General features: G+C 65.3%; 14 protein-coding genes. 7 read left to right on the top strand and 7 right to left on the bottom strand.

Translation table 11 applies throughout. From position 1 onward, the window contains the following. Window positions 1-135: 135 nt before the first annotated feature. The 3 genes from tyrS (at window position 136) to ACORJG_RS06890 (ending at window position 2582) form a co-directional block, all read left to right on the top strand. Window positions 136-1416: a tyrosine--tRNA ligase gene (tyrS, locus tag ACORJG_RS06880; RefSeq protein WP_427792638.1), complete on the top strand. Its 1281-nt coding sequence runs from the start codon at window positions 136-138 to the stop codon at window positions 1414-1416. A 10-nt stretch (window positions 1417-1426) separates the two neighbouring features. After that, entirely contained in the window at window positions 1427-1894 is a 468-nt protein-coding gene (bcp, locus tag ACORJG_RS06885) for a thioredoxin-dependent thiol peroxidase (RefSeq protein WP_427792640.1), read from the top strand. Between the two features lie 133 nt (window positions 1895-2027). After that, window positions 2028-2582, top strand: coding sequence for a bactofilin family protein (locus ACORJG_RS06890; protein ID WP_427792641.1), 555 nt, complete (start codon window positions 2028-2030; stop codon window positions 2580-2582). 74 nt (window positions 2583-2656) lie between these two features. Here ACORJG_RS06890 and prfB read toward each other — a convergent pair. The 4 genes from prfB to dapA all read right to left on the bottom strand — a co-directional run bounded on the left by prfB (window position 2657) and on the right by dapA (window position 7718). Continuing rightward, window positions 2657-3770 (bottom strand): peptide chain release factor 2 gene (gene prfB, locus ACORJG_RS06895; protein WP_427792643.1). Its coding sequence is split into 2 segments (ribosomal slippage): window positions 2657-3700 and window positions 3702-3770, totalling 1113 coding nucleotides; the frame shifts between segments, so codons are not numbered across the junction. Between the two features lie 77 nt (window positions 3771-3847). Continuing rightward, window positions 3848-6238 (bottom strand): penicillin-binding protein 1A, encoded by a 2391-nt coding sequence (locus ACORJG_RS06900; protein WP_427792987.1) that lies wholly within the window; start codon window positions 6236-6238, stop codon window positions 3848-3850. A 125-nt stretch (window positions 6239-6363) separates the two neighbouring features. Continuing rightward, complete coding sequence (smpB, locus tag ACORJG_RS06905) at window positions 6364-6834, bottom strand: SsrA-binding protein SmpB (protein ID WP_346527851.1); 471 nt, start codon at window positions 6832-6834, stop codon at window positions 6364-6366. Further along, the gene (gene dapA / locus ACORJG_RS06910; protein WP_427792645.1) at window positions 6834-7718 is read right to left on the bottom strand and encodes a 4-hydroxy-tetrahydrodipicolinate synthase; all 885 of its coding nucleotides are present in this window, start codon (window positions 7716-7718) and stop codon (window positions 6834-6836) included. The genes smpB and dapA overlap by 1 nt, the downstream gene beginning before the upstream one ends. A gap of 116 nt (window positions 7719-7834) precedes the next feature. On the opposite strand from dapA, the gene ACORJG_RS06915 reads away from it, so the two are divergent. Then, on the top strand, window positions 7835-9880 hold the full coding sequence (locus ACORJG_RS06915; protein ID WP_427792646.1) for a transglycosylase SLT domain-containing protein: 2046 nt from the start codon (window positions 7835-7837) through the stop codon (window positions 9878-9880). Window positions 9881-9923: 43 nt separating this feature from the next. Here ACORJG_RS06915 and ACORJG_RS06920 read toward each other — a convergent pair whose 3' ends face one another. Then, window positions 9924-10556: a TetR/AcrR family transcriptional regulator gene (locus ACORJG_RS06920; protein WP_427792648.1), complete on the bottom strand. Its 633-nt coding sequence runs from the start codon at window positions 10554-10556 to the stop codon at window positions 9924-9926. A gap of 126 nt (window positions 10557-10682) precedes the next feature. Here ACORJG_RS06920 and ACORJG_RS06925 point away from each other — a divergent pair, with 126 nt between their 5' ends. Genes ACORJG_RS06925 through ACORJG_RS06935 form a run of 3 tightly spaced genes read left to right on the top strand, consistent with a single transcriptional unit; the run spans window position 10683 to window position 13826 of the window. Next, window positions 10683-12101 (top strand): glycosyltransferase, encoded by a 1419-nt coding sequence (locus ACORJG_RS06925; protein WP_427792649.1) that lies wholly within the window; start codon window positions 10683-10685, stop codon window positions 12099-12101. Between the two features lie 16 nt (window positions 12102-12117). Then, the gene (locus ACORJG_RS06930) at window positions 12118-13014 is read left to right on the top strand and encodes a class I SAM-dependent methyltransferase (protein WP_427792651.1); all 897 of its coding nucleotides are present in this window, start codon (window positions 12118-12120) and stop codon (window positions 13012-13014) included. Continuing rightward, window positions 13014-13826: a TrmH family RNA methyltransferase gene (locus ACORJG_RS06935; RefSeq protein WP_427792653.1), complete on the top strand. Its 813-nt coding sequence runs from the start codon at window positions 13014-13016 to the stop codon at window positions 13824-13826. The genes ACORJG_RS06930 and ACORJG_RS06935 overlap by 1 nt, the downstream gene beginning before the upstream one ends. Before the next feature lie 46 nt (window positions 13827-13872). Here ACORJG_RS06935 and mfd read toward each other — a convergent pair whose 3' ends face one another. Together mfd and ACORJG_RS06945 are read right to left on the bottom strand one after the other, a co-directional pair. Then, entirely contained in the window at window positions 13873-17322 is a 3450-nt protein-coding gene (mfd, locus tag ACORJG_RS06940) for a transcription-repair coupling factor (RefSeq protein WP_427792655.1), read from the bottom strand. Continuing rightward, window positions 17322-17651 (bottom strand): succinate dehydrogenase assembly factor 2, encoded by a 330-nt coding sequence (locus ACORJG_RS06945; protein ID WP_427792656.1) that lies wholly within the window; start codon window positions 17649-17651, stop codon window positions 17322-17324. Before ACORJG_RS06945 ends, mfd begins: the two co-directional genes overlap by 1 nt. Between the last annotated feature and the right edge of the window lie 8 nt (window positions 17652-17659).

Below are 17659 nucleotides of genomic sequence, written 5' to 3' on the forward strand. Positions count from 1 at the left end.
GATCGCGCAAACGGCCCTTTTCGCCACCTATTACTACGGCCTCTACTAGAGAGCGGCCGCGATCCTTGCCGCCCTTCCCTCGGCGGCATTTTTCCTCGGAAGACGGCCGCCGGTTCTGATGCTACGGACCCGACCATGACCGAGCCCACGACCCAAACCGTTTCCGAAACCGCCTTCAAGTCGGACTTCCTGCGCCTGATGAAGGCGCGCGGCTATATTCACCAGATCACCCACCCGGTCGAACTGGATGAGGCGGCGGCGTCCGGCGTGGTCACGGGCTATATCGGCTTCGATGCGACGGCGCCCAGCCTGCACGTCGGCCACCTGATCCAGATCATGCTGCTGCGTCGACTTCAGCAGGCCGGGCACAAGCCGATCGTCCTGATGGGCGGCGGCACGACCAAGGTCGGCGACCCCTCGTTCAAGGACACCCAGCGCCCCCTGCTGACCGAGGAAAAGATCGCCGAGAACATCGCCGGAATCAAAGGCGTGTTCGAGAAGTTCCTGACTTTCGGCGACGGTCCGACCGACGCCATCATGCTGGATAACGACGAGTGGCTGTCGCAACTGGGCTACCTGCAATTCCTGCGCGACTACGGCACGCATTTCACTATCAACCGGATGCTGAGCTTCGACTCGGTCAAGCTGCGCCTGGATCGCGAGCAGCCGCTGACCTTCCTCGAGTTCAACTACATGCTGATGCAGGCGACCGACTTCCTGGAGCTGAACCGCCGCTATGGCTGTTCGTTGCAGATGGGCGGTTCGGACCAGTGGGGCAACATCATCAACGGCGTCGAACTGACCCGCAAGGTGGACCACAAGGCCGCCTTCGGCCTGACCACGCCGCTGCTGTCCACCGCCTCGGGCCAGAAGATGGGCAAGACGGTCGGCGGCGCCGTGTGGCTGAACGCCGACGCCCTGTCGCCGTTCGACTACTGGCAGTACTGGCGCAACACCGAGGACGGCGACGTGGGCCGTTTCATGCGCCTGTTCACCGACCTGCCGCTGGATCAGATCGAGCGCTATGAGGCGCTGGAAGGCGCCGAGATCAACGACGCCAAGAAGGCGCTGGCCGACGCCACCACCTCCATGCTGCACGGCGTCGAGGCCGCACAGGCCGCCCGCGCCGCCGCCGAGGCCGCCTTCGAGAAGGGCCAGTTGTCCGCCGACCTGCCGACCGTCGAACTGCCGCGTGACGAGGTGATCGGCGCCATGATCGCCGCCATCACGACCAAGGCGGGTCTCAGCGCCTCCAACGGCGAGGCTCGCCGTCTGGCCCAGGGCGGCGGCCTGCGCCTGAACGACGAAGTCGTCAACGACGGCGCCCGTCTGATCGAAGAGGCTGATCTGAACGCCGACGGCGTACTGAAACTCGGCGCTGGCAAGAAGAAGCTGGTGCTGGTGCGGCCGGTGTAAGGTGAGATCTGTGACCGACATCACCGAAAACACCCCTGCCCCCGCTTTTGATCTGGCGACAGACGGCGACGGGCGTGTGTCGCTGGAGGAACTGAAGGGCAAGAACGTTGTCCTCTACTTCTATCCCAAAGCCGACACGCCCGGCTGCACGACCGAAGGACAGGATTTCTCGGCCCTGATCGCCCGGTTTACGGCCGCCAACACCGTGGTGATCGGCGTGTCGCGCGATGCGGTGAAGAAGCTGGACCGCTTCAAGGCCAAGCATGACCTAAAGGTGGCGCTTGGCTCAGACGAGGACGGAGTGGTCACGGAAGCCTGGGGCGTGTGGGTGCTGAAGAAGCTCTACGGCCGCGAATATATGGGCATTGAGCGCGCCACCTTCCTGATCGATGCTGAAGGCGTGGTTCGCCGCGTCTGGCGAAACGTCAAGGTGAAGGGGCACGCCGAAGCGGTTCTGGCGGCTGTCGAAGCGCTCTGATCGGCGAGCGGGGTTCGCAAAGCCCGACTTGACCTGCGCGTCTCAGCCCGCCCTAACTATTGTCAGGGATTGTATCCTCAGGGGCTGACATTGACCAAACGCCGGTCGTCCCGGCGTGACGCGGAGAGTAAAGATGTTCAACAAGAACAAACCCCTCGACAGCAACGCTTCGGGCGGGTTGGGCATTCCGAAACCGCCTGAACCTGCCGCCCCCGCTCCCAGCCCGGCGCCCGCCGCCACGCCCGCACGCCCGCCCGAACCGGCGCGACCTGCGGCTGCCCGCTCGTCCAGCCTGTCGACCCTGTCGGCGGGCGTGAAATATGAGGGCAATATCTCCGGCGCAGGCGAGCTTCAGGTCGATGGCTCGCTGAAGGGCGACATCCGCGTGGTGCGCGTGGTCATCGGCGAAGGCGGCGCAGTGGAAGGCACGGTCCACGCCGACATCCTTGAGGTGCGCGGCCGCGTCTCGGGCGCCATCGTCGCCAAACAGGTCAAGTTGTTCGCCACCTCGCGTGTTGAAGGCGACATCACTCAGGAACAGCTTTCCATCGAACAGGGCGCCTGGTTCCAGGGGCGCTGCACCCAGGCCAAGCGCGATACGCCGGGCGCCAATATGCTTGAAGCCCCGGCTGCGGCCGACAAGCCCGCCAAAACGGACGCCAAGGTCGAGGCCAAGCCGACTGCCTGATCGGCGCCTGTCATGGATCAAAGAGAAAGGGCGGCCCGCAAAGGCCGCCCTTTTTACATGACGCAAGACTGAGATCAGCCCTCGCGCGTCTCGCCCACGCGGGCCGCCAGCGCGGCGCCCATGAAGGCGTCCAGATCGCCGTCCAGCACCCCTTGCGTATCCGAGGTTTCGACCTCGGTGCGCAGATCCTTCACCATCTGATATGGTTGCAGGACGTAGGAGCGGATCTGGTGGCCCCAGCCGATATCGGTCTTGGCGTCGGCCAGGGCCTGGGCCGCAGCCTCACGTTTCTGAAGCTCCAGCTCATACAGACGCGCACGCAGCATCTTCCACGCCTGATCGCGGTTCTGGTGTTGCGAGCGGCCCGCCTGACAGGCCACCACGGTATTGGTCGGAATGTGGGTCAGACGCACCGCCGAGTCCGTCTTATTGACGTGCTGACCGCCCGCGCCCGACGCGCGATAGGTGTCCGTGCGCACGTCCGACGGGTTGATGTCGATCTCGATGCTGTCGTCGACGACCGGCGACACCCCGACCGAGGCGAACGAGGTATGCCGCTTGGCCGCTGCGTCATAGGGGCTGATGCGGACCAGACGGTGGACGCCCGATTCCGACTTAAGCCAGCCATAGGCGTTCGGGCCGGAGATCAGCAGGGTCGCAGACTTGATGCCCGCCTGTTCGCCGGATTCCTCTTCCTGAAGCTCGACGTCATAGCCATGCGAACGCGCCCAGCGGCTGTACATCCGCAACAGCATTCCGGCCCAGTCGTTCGACTCGGTGCCGCCAGCGCCGGAGTTGACCTCCAGATAGGCGTCGTTGCCGTCGGCCTCGCCGGACAGCAGGGCTTCCAGCTCGGCGCGCGCGGCGCGGTCCTTGATGGACTTCAGCTGTTCACGCGCTTCGTTGAGAGTGGCTTCGTCGCCCTCTTCATCGGCCATGTCGGCCAGCATGATCCCGTCTTCGAGACCCTGCTCCATGTCCTTGACGGCGCTGACCTGGGCTTCAAGGCGCGAGCGTTCGCGGCTGACGGCCTGGGCCTGTTCGGGATTGTCCCATAGCGTCGGGTCCTCGACCCGCGCATTCAGCTCATCGAGCTTTCTTAGAGCGACATCCCAGTCAAAGTCGCCTCCTGAGCAGAGCGACGCTCTGCTCGATGTCGGCCTTCATGGCCTCGACATCCGGTCTCATCGCAATCTCCAGCGATAAAGGGGTGAAAGGGCGCGCCAGAACATCCGGCGCGCCGAAGAGGGGGTGTAACTAGAGCCTCAGTAGAGGTCGCTCAAGTCCTCGGCCGGCTGCTTTTTGGGCGGCGGCGGGGCCACGGGCGGCGGCGCTACCGGCGCCGGAGCCTGAGACCTGGCTTCCTGCTCACGACGGATGACATCGTAATAGTTCTGAGGCCCTTCCGGCGCGGCCGGGCGCGGCGCTTCCTCGCGGATCTGGCGCTCGGTCCCCGGGCGGAAGGCTTCCTCAATGCCGTTCACGGTGCGGAAGATGGCGTTCTTAGGCTTCACGAAGGGTCGCGCCGGGCGTTCTTTCAGGGCGTCTTCCATAAAGTCGATGAAGATCGGCACGGCGGTCGAAGCCCCCGCTTCGCCTCCGCCCAGCGAGCGGTTGTCGTCAAAGCCGACGAAGACCCCGACCACGATGTCGCTGGAGAATCCGACGAACCAGGCCGAGCGGTATTCATTGGTCGTGCCGGTCTTGCCCCCGACCCAGCGGCCCAGACTGCGCGCGCGGGCGCCGGTGCCGCGCTGGATCACGCCTTCCAGCATGGAGCTCATCTGATAGGCGGTGATCGGGTCGATGACCTGCGTCCCGCGATCCTGCAGGCGCGGCGATTCCTGACCGCTGAAACCGCGGCCGCATTCACGGCACTGACGACGGTCGGCGCGGTGAATGGTCTGGCCGTTCCGGTCCTGAGCCAGTTCGATCAGATAGGGGTCGATCTTGCGCCCGCCGTTGACGAAGGCGGCATAGGCGGCGGTGATCCGATAGGGCGTTGTCTCCCCTGCCCCCAGCGACATGGCCAGGTTCGGCGACATATCGTCCACCACGCCCATCTTCTTGGACAGGTCGACGACGTTCTTCATGCCCACGGCCTGAGCGAGGCGCACGGTCATGACATTGCGCGACAGCTCCAGACCACGGCGCAGGCTCTGCGGGCCATAGAACTGACGGCTGTAGTTCTGGGGCGTCCATGGCCGACCGCCCGGCCCGCCAGGGAAGCTGATGGGCGCATCCAGCACGATGGAGGCAGGCGTGAAGTCGCCTTCCAGCGCCGCTGCATAGACGAAGGGCTTATAGGCCGAACCGGGCTGGCGACGGGCCTGGGTCGCGCGGTTGAAACTGGATAGGGCGTAGGAATAGCCGCCCACCATCGCCAGCACACGGCCCGACTGCGGCTCGATGGCGACAAGGGCGCCGTTGACGGCGGGCACCTGCTTCAGGGCGAACTGGCCGTTCTGCCGCTCGACGAAGATCAGGTCGCCGGGCTTCAACGGCCTGCGCCCCGCGTTTGACCAGGAGACGTCGGCTGCGCGCAGCGCCCCAGTCTGGTCATCGCGCGCCGTGCGGATACGAACCGTTCCGCCGCTGACGCTCTCGACAGCCGCAGCCTGCCACGAGCGGCGCTCGGGCGGGGTCGTGCGCTTCTGGGCCTCGGCCTGCCAGCCGTCGGCGAAATCCGTCGTGCCCCAGGCGCCGCGCCAGCCGTGACGACGATCATAGTCCTCAAGCCCGCGCATCAGGGCGTCGCGCGCCGCCGACTGCAACTGCGGGTCCAGGGTGGTGCGCAGGTAATAGCCCCCGCGATTGACCTCTTCCTGACCGAACAGGGCGATGGCGCGGCGTCGCGCTTCTTCCACGAAGAAGTCGGCGTCGGCGTATTCGGCCCGTCGCGGCGCCGAGCGGGCGTTCAGCGGTCGCGCCAGGGCGGCCTTGGCCTGTTCATCCGTGAGCCAGCCATTGCTCGCCATCTCTCCCAGCACCCAGTTACGGCGGCCCAGAGCAGCGGCGGGATAACGTTTAGGGTGATAGTTGGTCGGCCCCTTGGGCAGCGCGCCGAGAAAGGCGGCTTCATCCGGTGTCAGCTGGTCCAGCGACTTGCCGAAATAATTATAGGCCGCTGAAGCCACGCCATAGGAGCGATAGCCCAGGTAGATTTCGTTCAGATACAGTTCGAGGATCTGCTCCTTGGTCAGCGTCGCTTCCAGACGGCTGGACAGGATCGCTTCCTTGAGCTTGCGGTTCAGACTGGTTTCGCTGGTCAGCAGAACGTTCTTCGCCACCTGCTGGGTGATGGTCGAACCGCCCTCAAGGCGGCGACCCGACATGACGTTGAAGACGTTCTTGAACATGGCCCGGCCGATGCCGGACACGTCGATACCGCCGTGGTTGAAGAAGTTCTGATCCTCGGCCGCCAGGAAGGCGTGGACCACGGTCTGCGGCACCTGATCATAGGTGACGTAGATTCGCCGCTCGTCCGAGAATTCGCCGATCAGGGTGCCGTCCCCGGCATAGACCCGCGTGGCCGTCGCCGGGCGATAGTCCGCCAGCTCAGAAGCGTCGGGCATGTCGTGCAGGACCCAGGCGGCATAGACGGCCACCACCACCCCGGCCACGGCGATGGCGCCCAGCAGGGCCACGCCCGCCATGACGAACCAGCGTTCGGCTATCTTCACCGTGAACTCCGCAAGACGCACCCCATCATGGCTCGTTTATCGTGCGTTGCGCGACGCGCAAAGCGGAACCGCACCAAACAGGCCCGCCGCGGTTCAAATCAGCCCTTGTCCCGCAGCAGGCGCGCCTTGTCGCGCTGCCAGTCGCGTTCGGCGGCCGTCTCGCGTTTGTCGTGCAGTTTCTTGCCCTTGGCCAGCGCGATTTCCAGCTTCGCCTTGCCGGACTCGTTCAGATAGAGGCGCACCGGAACGATGGTCCGACCCTCGCGCTGAACCGCTCCGATCAGCTTGTCGATCTGCTTGCGGTGCAGCAACAGCTTTCGGTGACGGCGCGGCTCATGGTTGAAGCGGTTCGCCATCTTATAGGGCGGGATGTCGGCGTTGATCAGCACCATCTCGCGCCCCTCGGGCGAGACATAGCTTTCGGCGATATTGGCCCGGCCGTCGCGCAGCGCCTTGATCTCGGTGCCCAGCAACTGGATCCCGGCCTCGATATGATCCTCAAGGAAGTAGTCGAAGCGCGCGCGCCGGTTCTCGGCGATCGTCTTCTGCTTTGGCGCCGTCGAAGCCATCAGGCGACCCCGGCCTCGACCAGGCACTTGTCGATGGCGGGCTTCACGGCGTCCGCTGTCCGCGACAGCGGCAGGCGCACTTCCTCGGTGCACAGGCCCAGCTTCGCCAGGGCGTATTTGGCGGGCGATGGCGAGTTGTCGAGGAACAGCGCCTTGTGCAGACCGATCAGACGCTCCTGCCACGAACGGGCGGTGGCGAAATCCCCGGCCTGAACCGCTTTGTAGAGGGCGACCATGGCCTCTGGCGCGACATTCGTCGTTACCGAGATGACGCCGACACCGCCATGCGCCGCATAGCCCAGATAGCTGGAATCATCACCCGAGATCAGGTCGAACGCGCCGTCGATGTTGGCCCGCATCCAGCTGGCCCGCGCCACGTCGCCCGTGGCGTCCTTGATGCCGACAATGTTCGGGTGCGCGGCCAAAGCCGCCACCGTTTCGTTCGACAGATCGACGCCCGTGCGACCCGGCACGTTGTAGAGCAGGATCGGCAGCTGAACCGCATCGGCCACGGCCTCGAAATGCGCCTGCATCCCGGCCTGCGACGGACGGTTGTAATAGGGGGTGACGACCAGCGCCCCGTCAGCACCGACCGTCTTGGCGAAACGCGCCATTTCAATCGCCTTATCGGTCGACGGCGAACCGGCCCCGGCGATGACGCGGATGCGCCCTGCAGCGATCTCAACGCACTGTTCAACCACGCGCTTGTGCTCGTCCAGCGTCAGGGTCGCGCTCTCGCCGGTCGTCCCCATCGGCACGACCCCGTGAACCCCGGCGGCGATCTGGCGTTCCAGCAGACGTTTGAAAGCGGCCGCGTCCACGTTTCCGTCACGAAGAGGTGTGATCAGGGCGGGGATCACGCCCTTGAACAAGGGGGCGGTCATGGGAACAACATACCTGTGCGGAGACAATGGGCGACCTTCCGCCCGTCACTAATCGGCAAAGGGTAAGTTGCCAGCCGCCTGGCCGCAACCAGAGATGAATGAGGATCAGTTATCTGATGATCGCGACGACCGTGGCCGCCGCCCTGGCGATTCTGACTCCACCCGCACAGGATGCGCTGAACAGCGGACCTGTGCCCTATTCCGCAACCGCCTACCCTGCCTCTCAAGGCGGGGTCATCAGCGGTCAGGACGCTGCGCTGGTGCAACAGGGGCTGGCCGCCGCCCGCGCCCGCGACGTGGTGGGCACGCAATCCATCATGGCGCGGATTTCCGACTCATCGGCCCGAAAACTGGTCGAGTGGGCGCTGGTCGATACCTCTGACAAGCAGTTGTCCTACAGCGATCTGGCGCGGGCGCAGACCGATCTGGCGAGTTGGCCGCGCGGCGAATCGCGCCGGGCGGCGGGCGAGCGCGCACTGGATATGGCGGGCCAGTCGCCCGATGCGGTGCTGGCCTTCTTCAACGGTACTGCGCCGACCACGGCGCAGGGCGCCATCGCCCTGGCCGGAGCGATGGAGCAGACCGGCCGCCGTAACCAAGCGCAGGCGCTGATTCGCGACTGGTGGCGTAACCAGAGCTTTGATCTGGCCCAACAGGACCGAATCCTTTCCCGCTGGGGCGGCTGGCTGAACAGCGACGATCATGTCACGCGGCTGAACATGCTGCTGCTTGGCCCGCACGGCCCGGCGACGCGTGCGATGGTCGCCCTGGTTCCGGCCGACCGTCAGACCGTCGCCAACACCGTGATGGCGCTGCGCACCGCCTATGCCCCAGACGCCATCGTCGGCGGCCTGTCGCCCGCCCAGGCCAACGACCCGGCCGTGGCGCTTGAACGCGTGCGCCTGCTGCGTTCGGCCGGACGCCAGTCTGAAGGCTTCGCCCTGCTGTCCGCCCTGCCCGCCGCGCCATCTCATGCCGAGGGCCAGAACACCCTGTGGAGCGAGCGCCGCAACTACTTCCTCGACGCCCTGCAACAGGGCAACGCCCGCGCCGCCTATGCGGCCATGAACGGCCACGGCTTCCCCTCGGGCGAGCGAAAGGTCGACGCCGAATTCTTCGCCGGCTGGGTCGCCCTGACCAAGTTGAACGACCCGGCGACGGCGGCGCGCCATTTCGAGGCGCTGCGCAATGCGTCCTCGACCCCGATCACACAGGGCCGCGCCCTCTACTGGCTGGGCCGCGCGGCCGAGGCGCAGGGCAATCGTCAGGACGCCCAGCGCTGGTATCAGGCGGGTGCCGAGCACTGGCAGACCTTCTATGGCCAGTTGGCTGCGGAAAAGGCGGGGATGACCACCCTGACCCTGCCCGGCGAGCCGGAACCGTCGCGCGAAGACGTGAACCGTTTCGAGGGCAATGAGGTCGTGCGCGCAACTCGCATACTGGGCCAGATCGGCGAGAAGAACCTGATGAGGGTCTTCGCCTATCATCTGGATGACGCCCTGCCCTCGCCCTACGACCTGTCTCAGTTGTTCGACCTGATGCAGGGTTATGGGGACCAGTTCGGCTCCATGATGGTCGGCCGCGCGGCCAGCCAGCGCGGCTTCGTCATGCCTGAACGCATGTATCCGATCCGCCTGCCGCAACAGGTTCCGGGCATGGCGCCGACCGAGTTCGCACTGGCCATCACCCGTCAGGAATCCAGCTTCGATCCGCTGGTCCGTTCCGGCGCCGATGCGCGCGGCATGATGCAGCTGTTGCCCGCGACGGCGCAGGGCGTGGCGCGCCGCATGGGCCGCTCATTCAGCGCCGATCAGTTGTGGGACGCCGAGGTCAATATGACGCTGGGCAGCTATCATCTGGGCGAGCTGATGAACAACTTCGGCGGCTCGCCGCTGCTTGCGGCCGTCGGGTATAACGCAGGCCCCGCGCGCCCGCCCCAATGGACCGCCCGTTGCGGCGACCCGCGTCAGGCCCAGGTCGATCCCATCGACTTCATCGAGTGCGCGCCCTTCACCGAGACGCGCAACTACATGATGCGGGTGATGGAGAACATGCAGGTCTATCGCGCCCGCCTGAACGGCGGCTCGGCGCCGCTGACGCCTTCAGCCGATCTGGCGCGCGGCGTCCCCCCTCAGGCAGGCCCACGCCCCTACCAGCCTTGAGGCGGCAATGCGGGTCGCCACGACGGCGGCCCGCTCTCTCCATTCAGGTCGTCGACAGGCCTGCGAAAAGCACGTCCATGTGGGTGCGGACCAACAGGTCGCGCTCCGCCCATTCGAAATAGGTCTTGGTGATGACGATCGAAACCAGACCGTGCGCGCTGGCCCATATGACCTGCGCAAGGGTGCGGGCGTCGCCTTTCAGCGCCCCCTTCTCCACCGCTTCCTCAACCACGCAGACAAAAGCGCGGAACAGTTCGGCGCCGGTCTGCTGGGCCACGCTTTCGGCGCCATGGCGCGTCTCGATGGATGGGGTCAGATAGGCCAAGCGGTAAGCATTCGGATTAGCAAAACCGAAGGCGACGTAGTTCTCGACGATCCGCCGCAGCCTGATCAGCGGCGGCGCATCTTCAGCGAGGATAAGCTGATGCTCTTCCGCCAAGGTGTCAAAGGCGTTGCGGCAGATCTCATTGAGAATCTCACTCTTGTCCGCGAAGTGCATATACAGGGCGGTTGAAGACAGCCCCACCTCATCAGCGATCTTACGGATGGTGGCGCCTTCATAGCCCTGCCTGACGAAAATCGCTTCGGCCGCCGCAAGGATTTCAGCGCGACGCTCATGCCCTTCGCCCTTGGGCTTTCGGGCCGAACGCGAGGAACCGGCAGGTAAGGCAGACACTCAAACCTCCACGAGAACAATCCCGCTGTGAGGTCCACATTGATAGCGGCAAAGCTACGCGCGGCCAAATGCTTGCAATCAGAAAGCGAACGTATAACGTCGTTTTACAATGGAGACTGGAAGGTCATGGGCGACAGGTCAGTGGCGCACACCGATAACTGCCCATTCATGTCCGCCCGTATAACCCTGACGCGTTTGCAAACGCTCATTCTTCTGGCGGCAATTATGGCCGTCATAACATTAGCCAGTCGACTTCCTGTCACCCTGAATGCTTTATCCTTGGGTCTGCAGGCAGGGTTTGCGTGTGTCGCAACCTGGCGTGTCTTTCTGTTGTGGACCAGTCGGCGCTGGCGGCCGCGCCAACCGGCTGTACCGTCGACCCGGCAATCCGCAGAATGGCCGCGATACACCGTTGTCGCGGCTCTTTATCAGGAGACTGAGGTCCTGCCCCATCTTATCGAACGGCTGGCCGAAATCGACTATCCGGCCGACCGGATCGAAGGCTTCCTTGTCCTGGAAGCCGATGATGAGGCGACCATCAACCTAGCCCGGACACTCCCCCGGCCCGACTGGCTTCAGGTGCTGGTTACGCCGCATGAAACACCAAAGACAAAGCCACGCGCCCTGAATTACGCCCTGACGCAGGCAACCGGTGATCTGATCACCATCTATGACGCCGAAGACGATCCTGACCCGCTGCAATTGCGTGAGGCCGCCGGACGTTTCATGATCGACGATGGAACCTTGGCCTGCGTTCAGGCGCCATTGCGGATTCGCAACCGGGGCAAGAGCCGCAGTCCTTTTCTTGACCGTCAGTTCGCTGCGGAATACGCGGCTCTGTTTGAAATCACCCTGCCCGCCATGACCCGGCTGGGTCTGCCCTTCCCGCTCGGGGGGACCAGCAACCATTTCCGCGTTCCAGTCCTGCGATCCCTGGGTGGTTGGGACCCATGGAACGTGACCGAAGACGCTGATCTTGGATTTCGCATCTGGCGTGCAGGCTATCGTCTGGGCGTGATCCAGCGCCCCACCTATGAACCGCCTCCCGGTTCGCTGAATTTGTGGCTTCCGCAGAGAACGCGCTGGTTGAAGGGCTATCTTCAGACTCTGGCGGTGCACACGCGTTCTTCTCGCGGAATGCGTTGGAGAGGCTGGGCGGGCCTGATCGCGACCATTGTCGCCGGTCTGGTTTCTGCAGCGCTACACGCCATCTGCACAGCCTGGATCCTGAGCCTTGCGCTGACATCATTCGCCTCGGGCCGGCTGCCGCCATTCTCCATTATCGGCATCACCGTCCTGATTTCCGGCGTCATGGCCGCATGGCTGATGAAACGGCGAGGCTCCCGGTTGGCGGGTGTTCCGTACGGCATACACGACCTGTTGCCTTCGCTGGGATATTGGTGCCTGCTCAGTATGGCCTTCTGTCATGCCGCCGTGCGCCTCCTTCTTGAGCCGCATCACTGGGACAAAACTCCGCATCAGGCCGTCGCTACGCCCGATGTCATCATGATCAAAGACGCCGAGTCTGGACGAGCGGCCGCCTGAGCGCCTATCAGCGCGCATGGCTCCGGTTCTCTCTTTCACCCCCGAAACCCTCGTGACGCGCGGGTGGTCGGACTACGCTCTTCTGGACAGCGGCGACGGCCGCAAGCTGGAGCGCTACGGCCGCTACACCGTTGTGCGCCCTGAGCCGCAGTGTTTCTGGAAGGCCCATAACGCAGCTGCCTTCGAGCGCGCCAACGCCATGTTCGATCCGCAGCAGGAGGAAGAGGATTCCGGCCGCTGGCGTTTCGACGCGCACGGACCGATCGACGCCTTTCCGCTGAAATGGCGCGACGTGCGCTTCATGGGGCGCTTCACCCCGTTTCGGCACCTGGCCTTCTTCCCTGAGCAGGCGGCCAATTGGGAATGGCTGGACGCGCGTGTCCGCACCCTGAAGCAACCGAAGATCCTCAATCTGTTCGGCTATACTGGTGTGGCCAGCCTCGCCTGCTCGGCGGCGGGCGCGCACGTCACCCACGTCGACGCCTCGAAGAAGTCGGTCGCCTACGCTCGCGAAAACGCCGAACTGTCCGGTCTGGCCGACCGCCCGATCCGCTGGATCGTCGAGGACGCCCGCAAATTCGTCGCGCGCGAGGTGCGCCGCGGCTCAAAATACGACGGCATCATCCTGGACCCGCCCAAATACGGGCGCGGCGCCAATGGTGAAGTCTGGCGCCTGTTCGAGGACATGCCGGAGTTGCTGAAAGACTGCGCCGCCCTGTTGTCCGACGACGCCTCCTTCCTGCTGCTGAACGCTTATGCGGCGCGAATTTCCGGCCTGTCGCTGGCGCACATGATGGCGGAAGCGACCCATGATCGCGGCGGCCGCATCGACTGGGGCGAGCTGGCGCTGTCCGAAGACGGCGAGAGCGCCCGCGCCATCGGCCTGTCCTTCTTCGCCAGATGGAGCGCCTGATGACCGAACGCCTCATCACCTCCCTGACCAACGACACGATCAAGGCCGTCCGCGCCCTGCACATGCGCAAGGAGCGCGAGGCAACGGGCCGCTTTCTGGCCGAGGGGCTGAAATTCATCGGCGAGGCGCTGGATCAGGGCCGCGCGCCGGTCATGCTGCTGGTCGGTCAGCACGCCCGGCCGCACCCCCTGCTGGACCGCGCCAGGGCCGAGACGTTGAAGAGCGGCGGCCAGATCATCGTCGTCACCCACGCCATCCTTGAAAAGATCAGCCGCCGCGACAATCCGCAGACGGTGCTGGGCGTGTTCGAACAGGTCTATACGCCGCTGATCTCCATCCAGCCCGACGCCAAGCCCTGCTGGGTGGCGCTGGAGCAGGTCCGCGATCCCGGCAACCTGGGCACCATCATCCGCACAGCGGACTCAGCCGGATGCGGCGGCGTCATCCTGATCGGCGACTGCGTTGATCCCTTCTCGGTCGAGGCGGTGCGCGCGACCATGGGCTCAGTCTTCGCCGTGACCATCAGCAAGGCGTCGCGTGAAGAGTTCCTAGCCTGGCGCGCTTCTTGGCCGGGCAGCGTGATCGGCACCCGTCTGGACGCCACGCACGGCTACCGCGATAGCCCTGTGCGCCATCCCGCCATCATCATGATGGGCAATGAACAGGCAGGCCTGACCGACGAACTGGCCGCCGCCTGCGACCTGAACGTCAAGATTCCGATGCGCGGCCGGGCTGACAGCCTGAATCTGGCCGTCGCGACGGGCGTCATGGTCTACGCCGTGACCGACGCGGCCTACGGCCCAAATCTGTAGCTCGGCTAACTTAGAAACTGGCCAACCGAGCTCCACACCCATACTGCTAGACCGCCCCCGCCACCCGCGCCAGATCGGCGGTGATGCGTTCGGCGACCTTCAGGCGGTCCTCCGGCGTCGGCCAGTCGCCCTTCACGACGATCTTCTGATCCGGGCGTATCTTCCAGAAGGCGTGGTTCTTCTGGATCAGGCCCACCAGCCCCATCGGGTTGGGGAAGGTGTTGTTGCGCAGGGTCAGCACCGCGCCCTTGGGTCCGATGTCGATCTTTTCGATCATGGCTGTGCGGCAGTTGGCCTTGATGCCCACGATCCGCAGAAGCTGCTGCGCCTCGTCCGGCAGAGGGCCGAACCGGTCGATCAACTCGGCGGCCATGGCCTCGCGGTCCTCCATCTTCTCGGCGTCCGACAGGCGGCGATACAAGCTCAGACGCACGTTCAGGTCCGGGACATACTCCTCGGGAATCAGGACTGCGGCGCCGACATTGATCGACGGCGACCAGCCGCGATCCGGAGCCGCCTCGCCCTGTTCACGCAGTTCGGCGACGGCGTCCTCCAGCATCTGCTGATACAGTTCGACGCCGACCTCGCGGATGTGGCCGGACTGTTCGTCGCCCAGCAGATTGCCGCCGCCGCGCTGATCCAGATCGTGGCTGGCCAGCTGGAAGCCCGCGCCCAGATTGTCCAGCGACTGCAGCACCTGCAGACGCCGCTCGGCCGAAAGGCTCAGCGGCTTGGTCGGATCTGTCGTCAGATAGGCGAAGGCCCGCGCCTTGGACCGGCCGATCCGGCCCCTGATCTGGTGAAGCTGGGCCAGACCGAACATGTCGGCGCGATGCACGACAAGCGTGTTGGCCGTCGGAATGTCGATGCCGCTCTCGACGATGGTGGTCGAGACCAGCACGTCATATTCGCCGTCATAGAAGGCGCTCATGACGGATTCCAACTGGGTCGGACTCATCTGGCCATGGCCGACGACGAACTTCACCTCGGGCACCTGTTCGCGCAGGAACCGCTCGATGTCGGGCAGGTCCTTCAGGCGCGGCGCGACGTAATAGGCCTGGCCGCCGCGATACTTCTCGCGCAGCAGGGCCTCGCGCACCAGCACCGGATCCCACGGCGTGACATAGGTCCGCACCGCCAGACGGTCGACCGGCGGCGTGGCGATGATCGACATCTCGCGGATGCCCGACAGCGCCATCTGCAAGGTGCGCGGAATCGGCGTGGCCGTCAGGGTCAGCAGGTGAACATCGGCCCGCAGAGACTTCAGCTTCTCCTTGTGCTTGACGCCGAAGTGCTGCTCCTCATCGACGATGACAAGGCCCAGATCCTTGAAGCCGACCTGATCGGCCAGAACCGCGTGGGTTCCCACCACGATTTCGAAACTGCCGTCCTTCAGGCCCGCGCGAGTTTCGTTCGCATCCTTGGTCGTGACCATGCGCGACAGGTGGCGCACCTTGATCGGCCAACCGGCGAAGCGCTCGCTGAAGGTCTTGAAGTGCTGACGCGCCAGCAGGGTCGTCGGGCAGACGATGGCGACCTGTTGGCCGGTCATGGCCACGACGAAGGCGGCGCGCAGGGCCACTTCGGTCTTGCCGAAACCGACATCGCCGCAGATCAGGCGATCCATCGGCGTACCCTTGCCGAGGTCTTCCAGTACGTCGCCGATGGCGTTCAGCTGGTCGTCCGTCTCCTCATAGGGGAAGCGGGCGCAGAACTCGTCGAACAGGCCCGCGGGCGGCACGATGGCGTCGGACACCCGCAGCGCCCGCTTGGCGGCCAGAGCGATCAGCCCCTCGGCCATGGCGCGCAGGCGCTCCTTGGCCTTGGCCTTGCGCGCCTGCCAGCCGGCGCCGCCCAGACGGTCCAGCTGAACGCCCTCTGCGTCCGTGCCGTAGCGCGTCAGAAGGTCAATGTTTTCAACCGGCAGATAGAGTTTGCTCTCACCGGCATAGAGGAGTTCGAGGCAGTCGTGCGGCGCCTCCTGAATCTCCAGCGTGCGCAGGCCCTCATAACGTCCGATGCCGTGATCCAGGTGGACGACCAGATCGCCCGCCGTCAGGGCCGAGGCCTCGGCCAGGAAGTTGGACGCCCGCCGCTTGCGCTTGGGTCGCGCCAAACGGTCGCCCAGAATGTCGGTCTCGGATACGACAGCTAGGTCGTCGGTGACGAAGCCATGCTCGACCGGCAGCACCGCGCGCAGATAGATGCCGTCCGGCGCGCCCTGCACATCGTCCCAGTCACGCACTGCCACGACATGCGTCAGGCCGTGATCGCCCAGCATGGCGGCCAGACGTTCGGCCGAACCTTCGGACCATGAGGCGAACAGGACGCGCTTGCCCTGCCCTTTCAACGCCTCGGCGTGCTGGGCCACAGCGGCGAACAGATTGACGCTGTCCTGCGATCGCTCGGCGGCGAAGCTGCGGCCAAGACGGCCGCCTGCGTCCTCGCCCGAACCGGCGGCCAACGGCGACAGGCGGCGCACCGCACGACCCGCCAGCGCACTGTTCCAGTCGCCGTCGTCCAGATAGAGTCGCGCGGGCGGCAGGGCGCGATAGGCCGCTCCGCCCTTGCCGCGCGCCGCCTCCTTGCGCGCCTCATAGGCGTCGACGGTCAGGTTCCAGCGTTCCGCGCGAGCCTGCTCCGCCTGGCTGTCGAGGAAGACCGGCGCGGCGTCCGGCAGATAGTCGAACAGCGTGTCCAGTCGGTCGTAGAACAGCGGCAACCAGTGCTCGACGCCCTGACGGCGCGCACCCTCGCTGACGGCGGCGTACATCGGCTCGTCGCCCGGCGCGCCGAACAGGTTCAGATAGCCGCTGCGGAAACGTGAGATGGCGTCCGCGTCCAGTAAGACTTCCGACACCGGCGACAGCGACACCGCCTTCAACTGACGCGTCGAGCGTTGCGTTTCGGGATCGAAGGCGCGGATCGATTCCAGCTCCGAGCCGAACATGTCGAGCCGCACCGGCTCGTCGAATCCCGGCGGGAAGACATCGATCACCCCGCCGCGGATGGCGTATTCGCCGCGCTCCGACACAGTGGATGCGCGCACATAGCCGTTGGCCGTGACGTAACGTTCCAGAGCCGCCGTATCGAGATCGGCGCCGACCCTGGCCGCGAAGCCGGCCCCAGTGACGGCGCTGCGCGGCGGCGTGCGCTGGGCGGCGGCGGCAACGGTGGCGACCACCAGCAGCGGCGTCCTGTCCGCCGGATCGCGCGTCGCGAGACGCGTCAGCGTCGCCATGCGCTGGGCGGCGACCGAAGCCGTGGGGCTCAGCCGGTCATAGGGCAGACAGTCCCACGACGGATATTCAAGAACTTCAACATCCTTGGCGAAAAAGCGGAAGGACTGAATAAAGTTTCCCGAGCGCTGATAGTCACGCGCCACGAACAGGACGACTCCGCCCTGCGTCTTGATGCGGTTGGCGACGATCAGGGCGTCCAGCCCCTCCGGCGCGCCGCCCAGCTCCATGTCGGTCCGCGCCAGCGCCGCGTCCATCAGCCGATGCCCTTGGCCACTTCAGCGGCGACATGGGCGCGCATGAAGGCGCGGATACGAGCCATCATCGGCCCTTCGAATTCGGGCGGGGTCGGCTCGCGCTCGATAATCCAGGCGTAGAGATACTGATCCTCTTCATCCAGCAGGCGCTCGAACTCCGTCAGTTCGTCGTTGTCCAGCGTCGGCGCAACCTGATCGGCAAACGGCCCCAGCACCATGTCGGCCTCGCGAAAGCCCCGGCGCCAGGCGCGGAAAGCGATGCGGCCCAGACGGGTCTTGCGGTCGTCAGAGTTCAGGGCGTCCTCGGGACGTGCGTCGATATCGGCCACGCGGTTTC

Source organism: Brevundimonas diminuta, from assembly GCF_050310045.1.
In the GTDB taxonomy this organism is placed as follows: Bacteria; Pseudomonadota; Alphaproteobacteria; order Caulobacterales; family Caulobacteraceae; genus Brevundimonas; species Brevundimonas diminuta_F.

Excerpts from the sequence above, each read along its gene's own strand:
- tyrS (WP_427792638.1), top strand. The coding sequence starts at position 136 with ATGACCGAGCCCACGACCCAAACCGTTTCCGAAACCGCCTTCAAGTCG.
- ACORJG_RS06890 (WP_427792641.1), top strand. The coding sequence starts at position 2,028 with ATGTTCAACAAGAACAAACCCCTCGACAGCAACGCTTCGGGCGGGTTG.
- ACORJG_RS06900 (WP_427792987.1), bottom strand. The coding sequence starts at position 6,238 with ATGGCGGGCGTGGCCCTGCTGGGCGCCATCGCCGTGGCCGGGGTGGTG.
- smpB (WP_346527851.1), bottom strand. The coding sequence starts at position 6,834 with ATGGCTTCGACGGCGCCAAAGCAGAAGACGATCGCCGAGAACCGGCGC.
- dapA (WP_427792645.1), bottom strand. The coding sequence starts at position 7,718 with ATGACCGCCCCCTTGTTCAAGGGCGTGATCCCCGCCCTGATCACACCT.
- ACORJG_RS06915 (WP_427792646.1), top strand. The coding sequence starts at position 7,835 with ATGATCGCGACGACCGTGGCCGCCGCCCTGGCGATTCTGACTCCACCC.
- ACORJG_RS06925 (WP_427792649.1), top strand. The coding sequence starts at position 10,683 with ATGGGCGACAGGTCAGTGGCGCACACCGATAACTGCCCATTCATGTCC.
- ACORJG_RS06930 (WP_427792651.1), top strand. The coding sequence starts at position 12,118 with ATGGCTCCGGTTCTCTCTTTCACCCCCGAAACCCTCGTGACGCGCGGG.
- ACORJG_RS06935 (WP_427792653.1), top strand. The coding sequence starts at position 13,014 with ATGACCGAACGCCTCATCACCTCCCTGACCAACGACACGATCAAGGCC.
- mfd (WP_427792655.1), bottom strand. The coding sequence starts at position 17,322 with ATGGACGCGGCGCTGGCGCGGACCGACATGGAGCTGGGCGGCGCGCCG.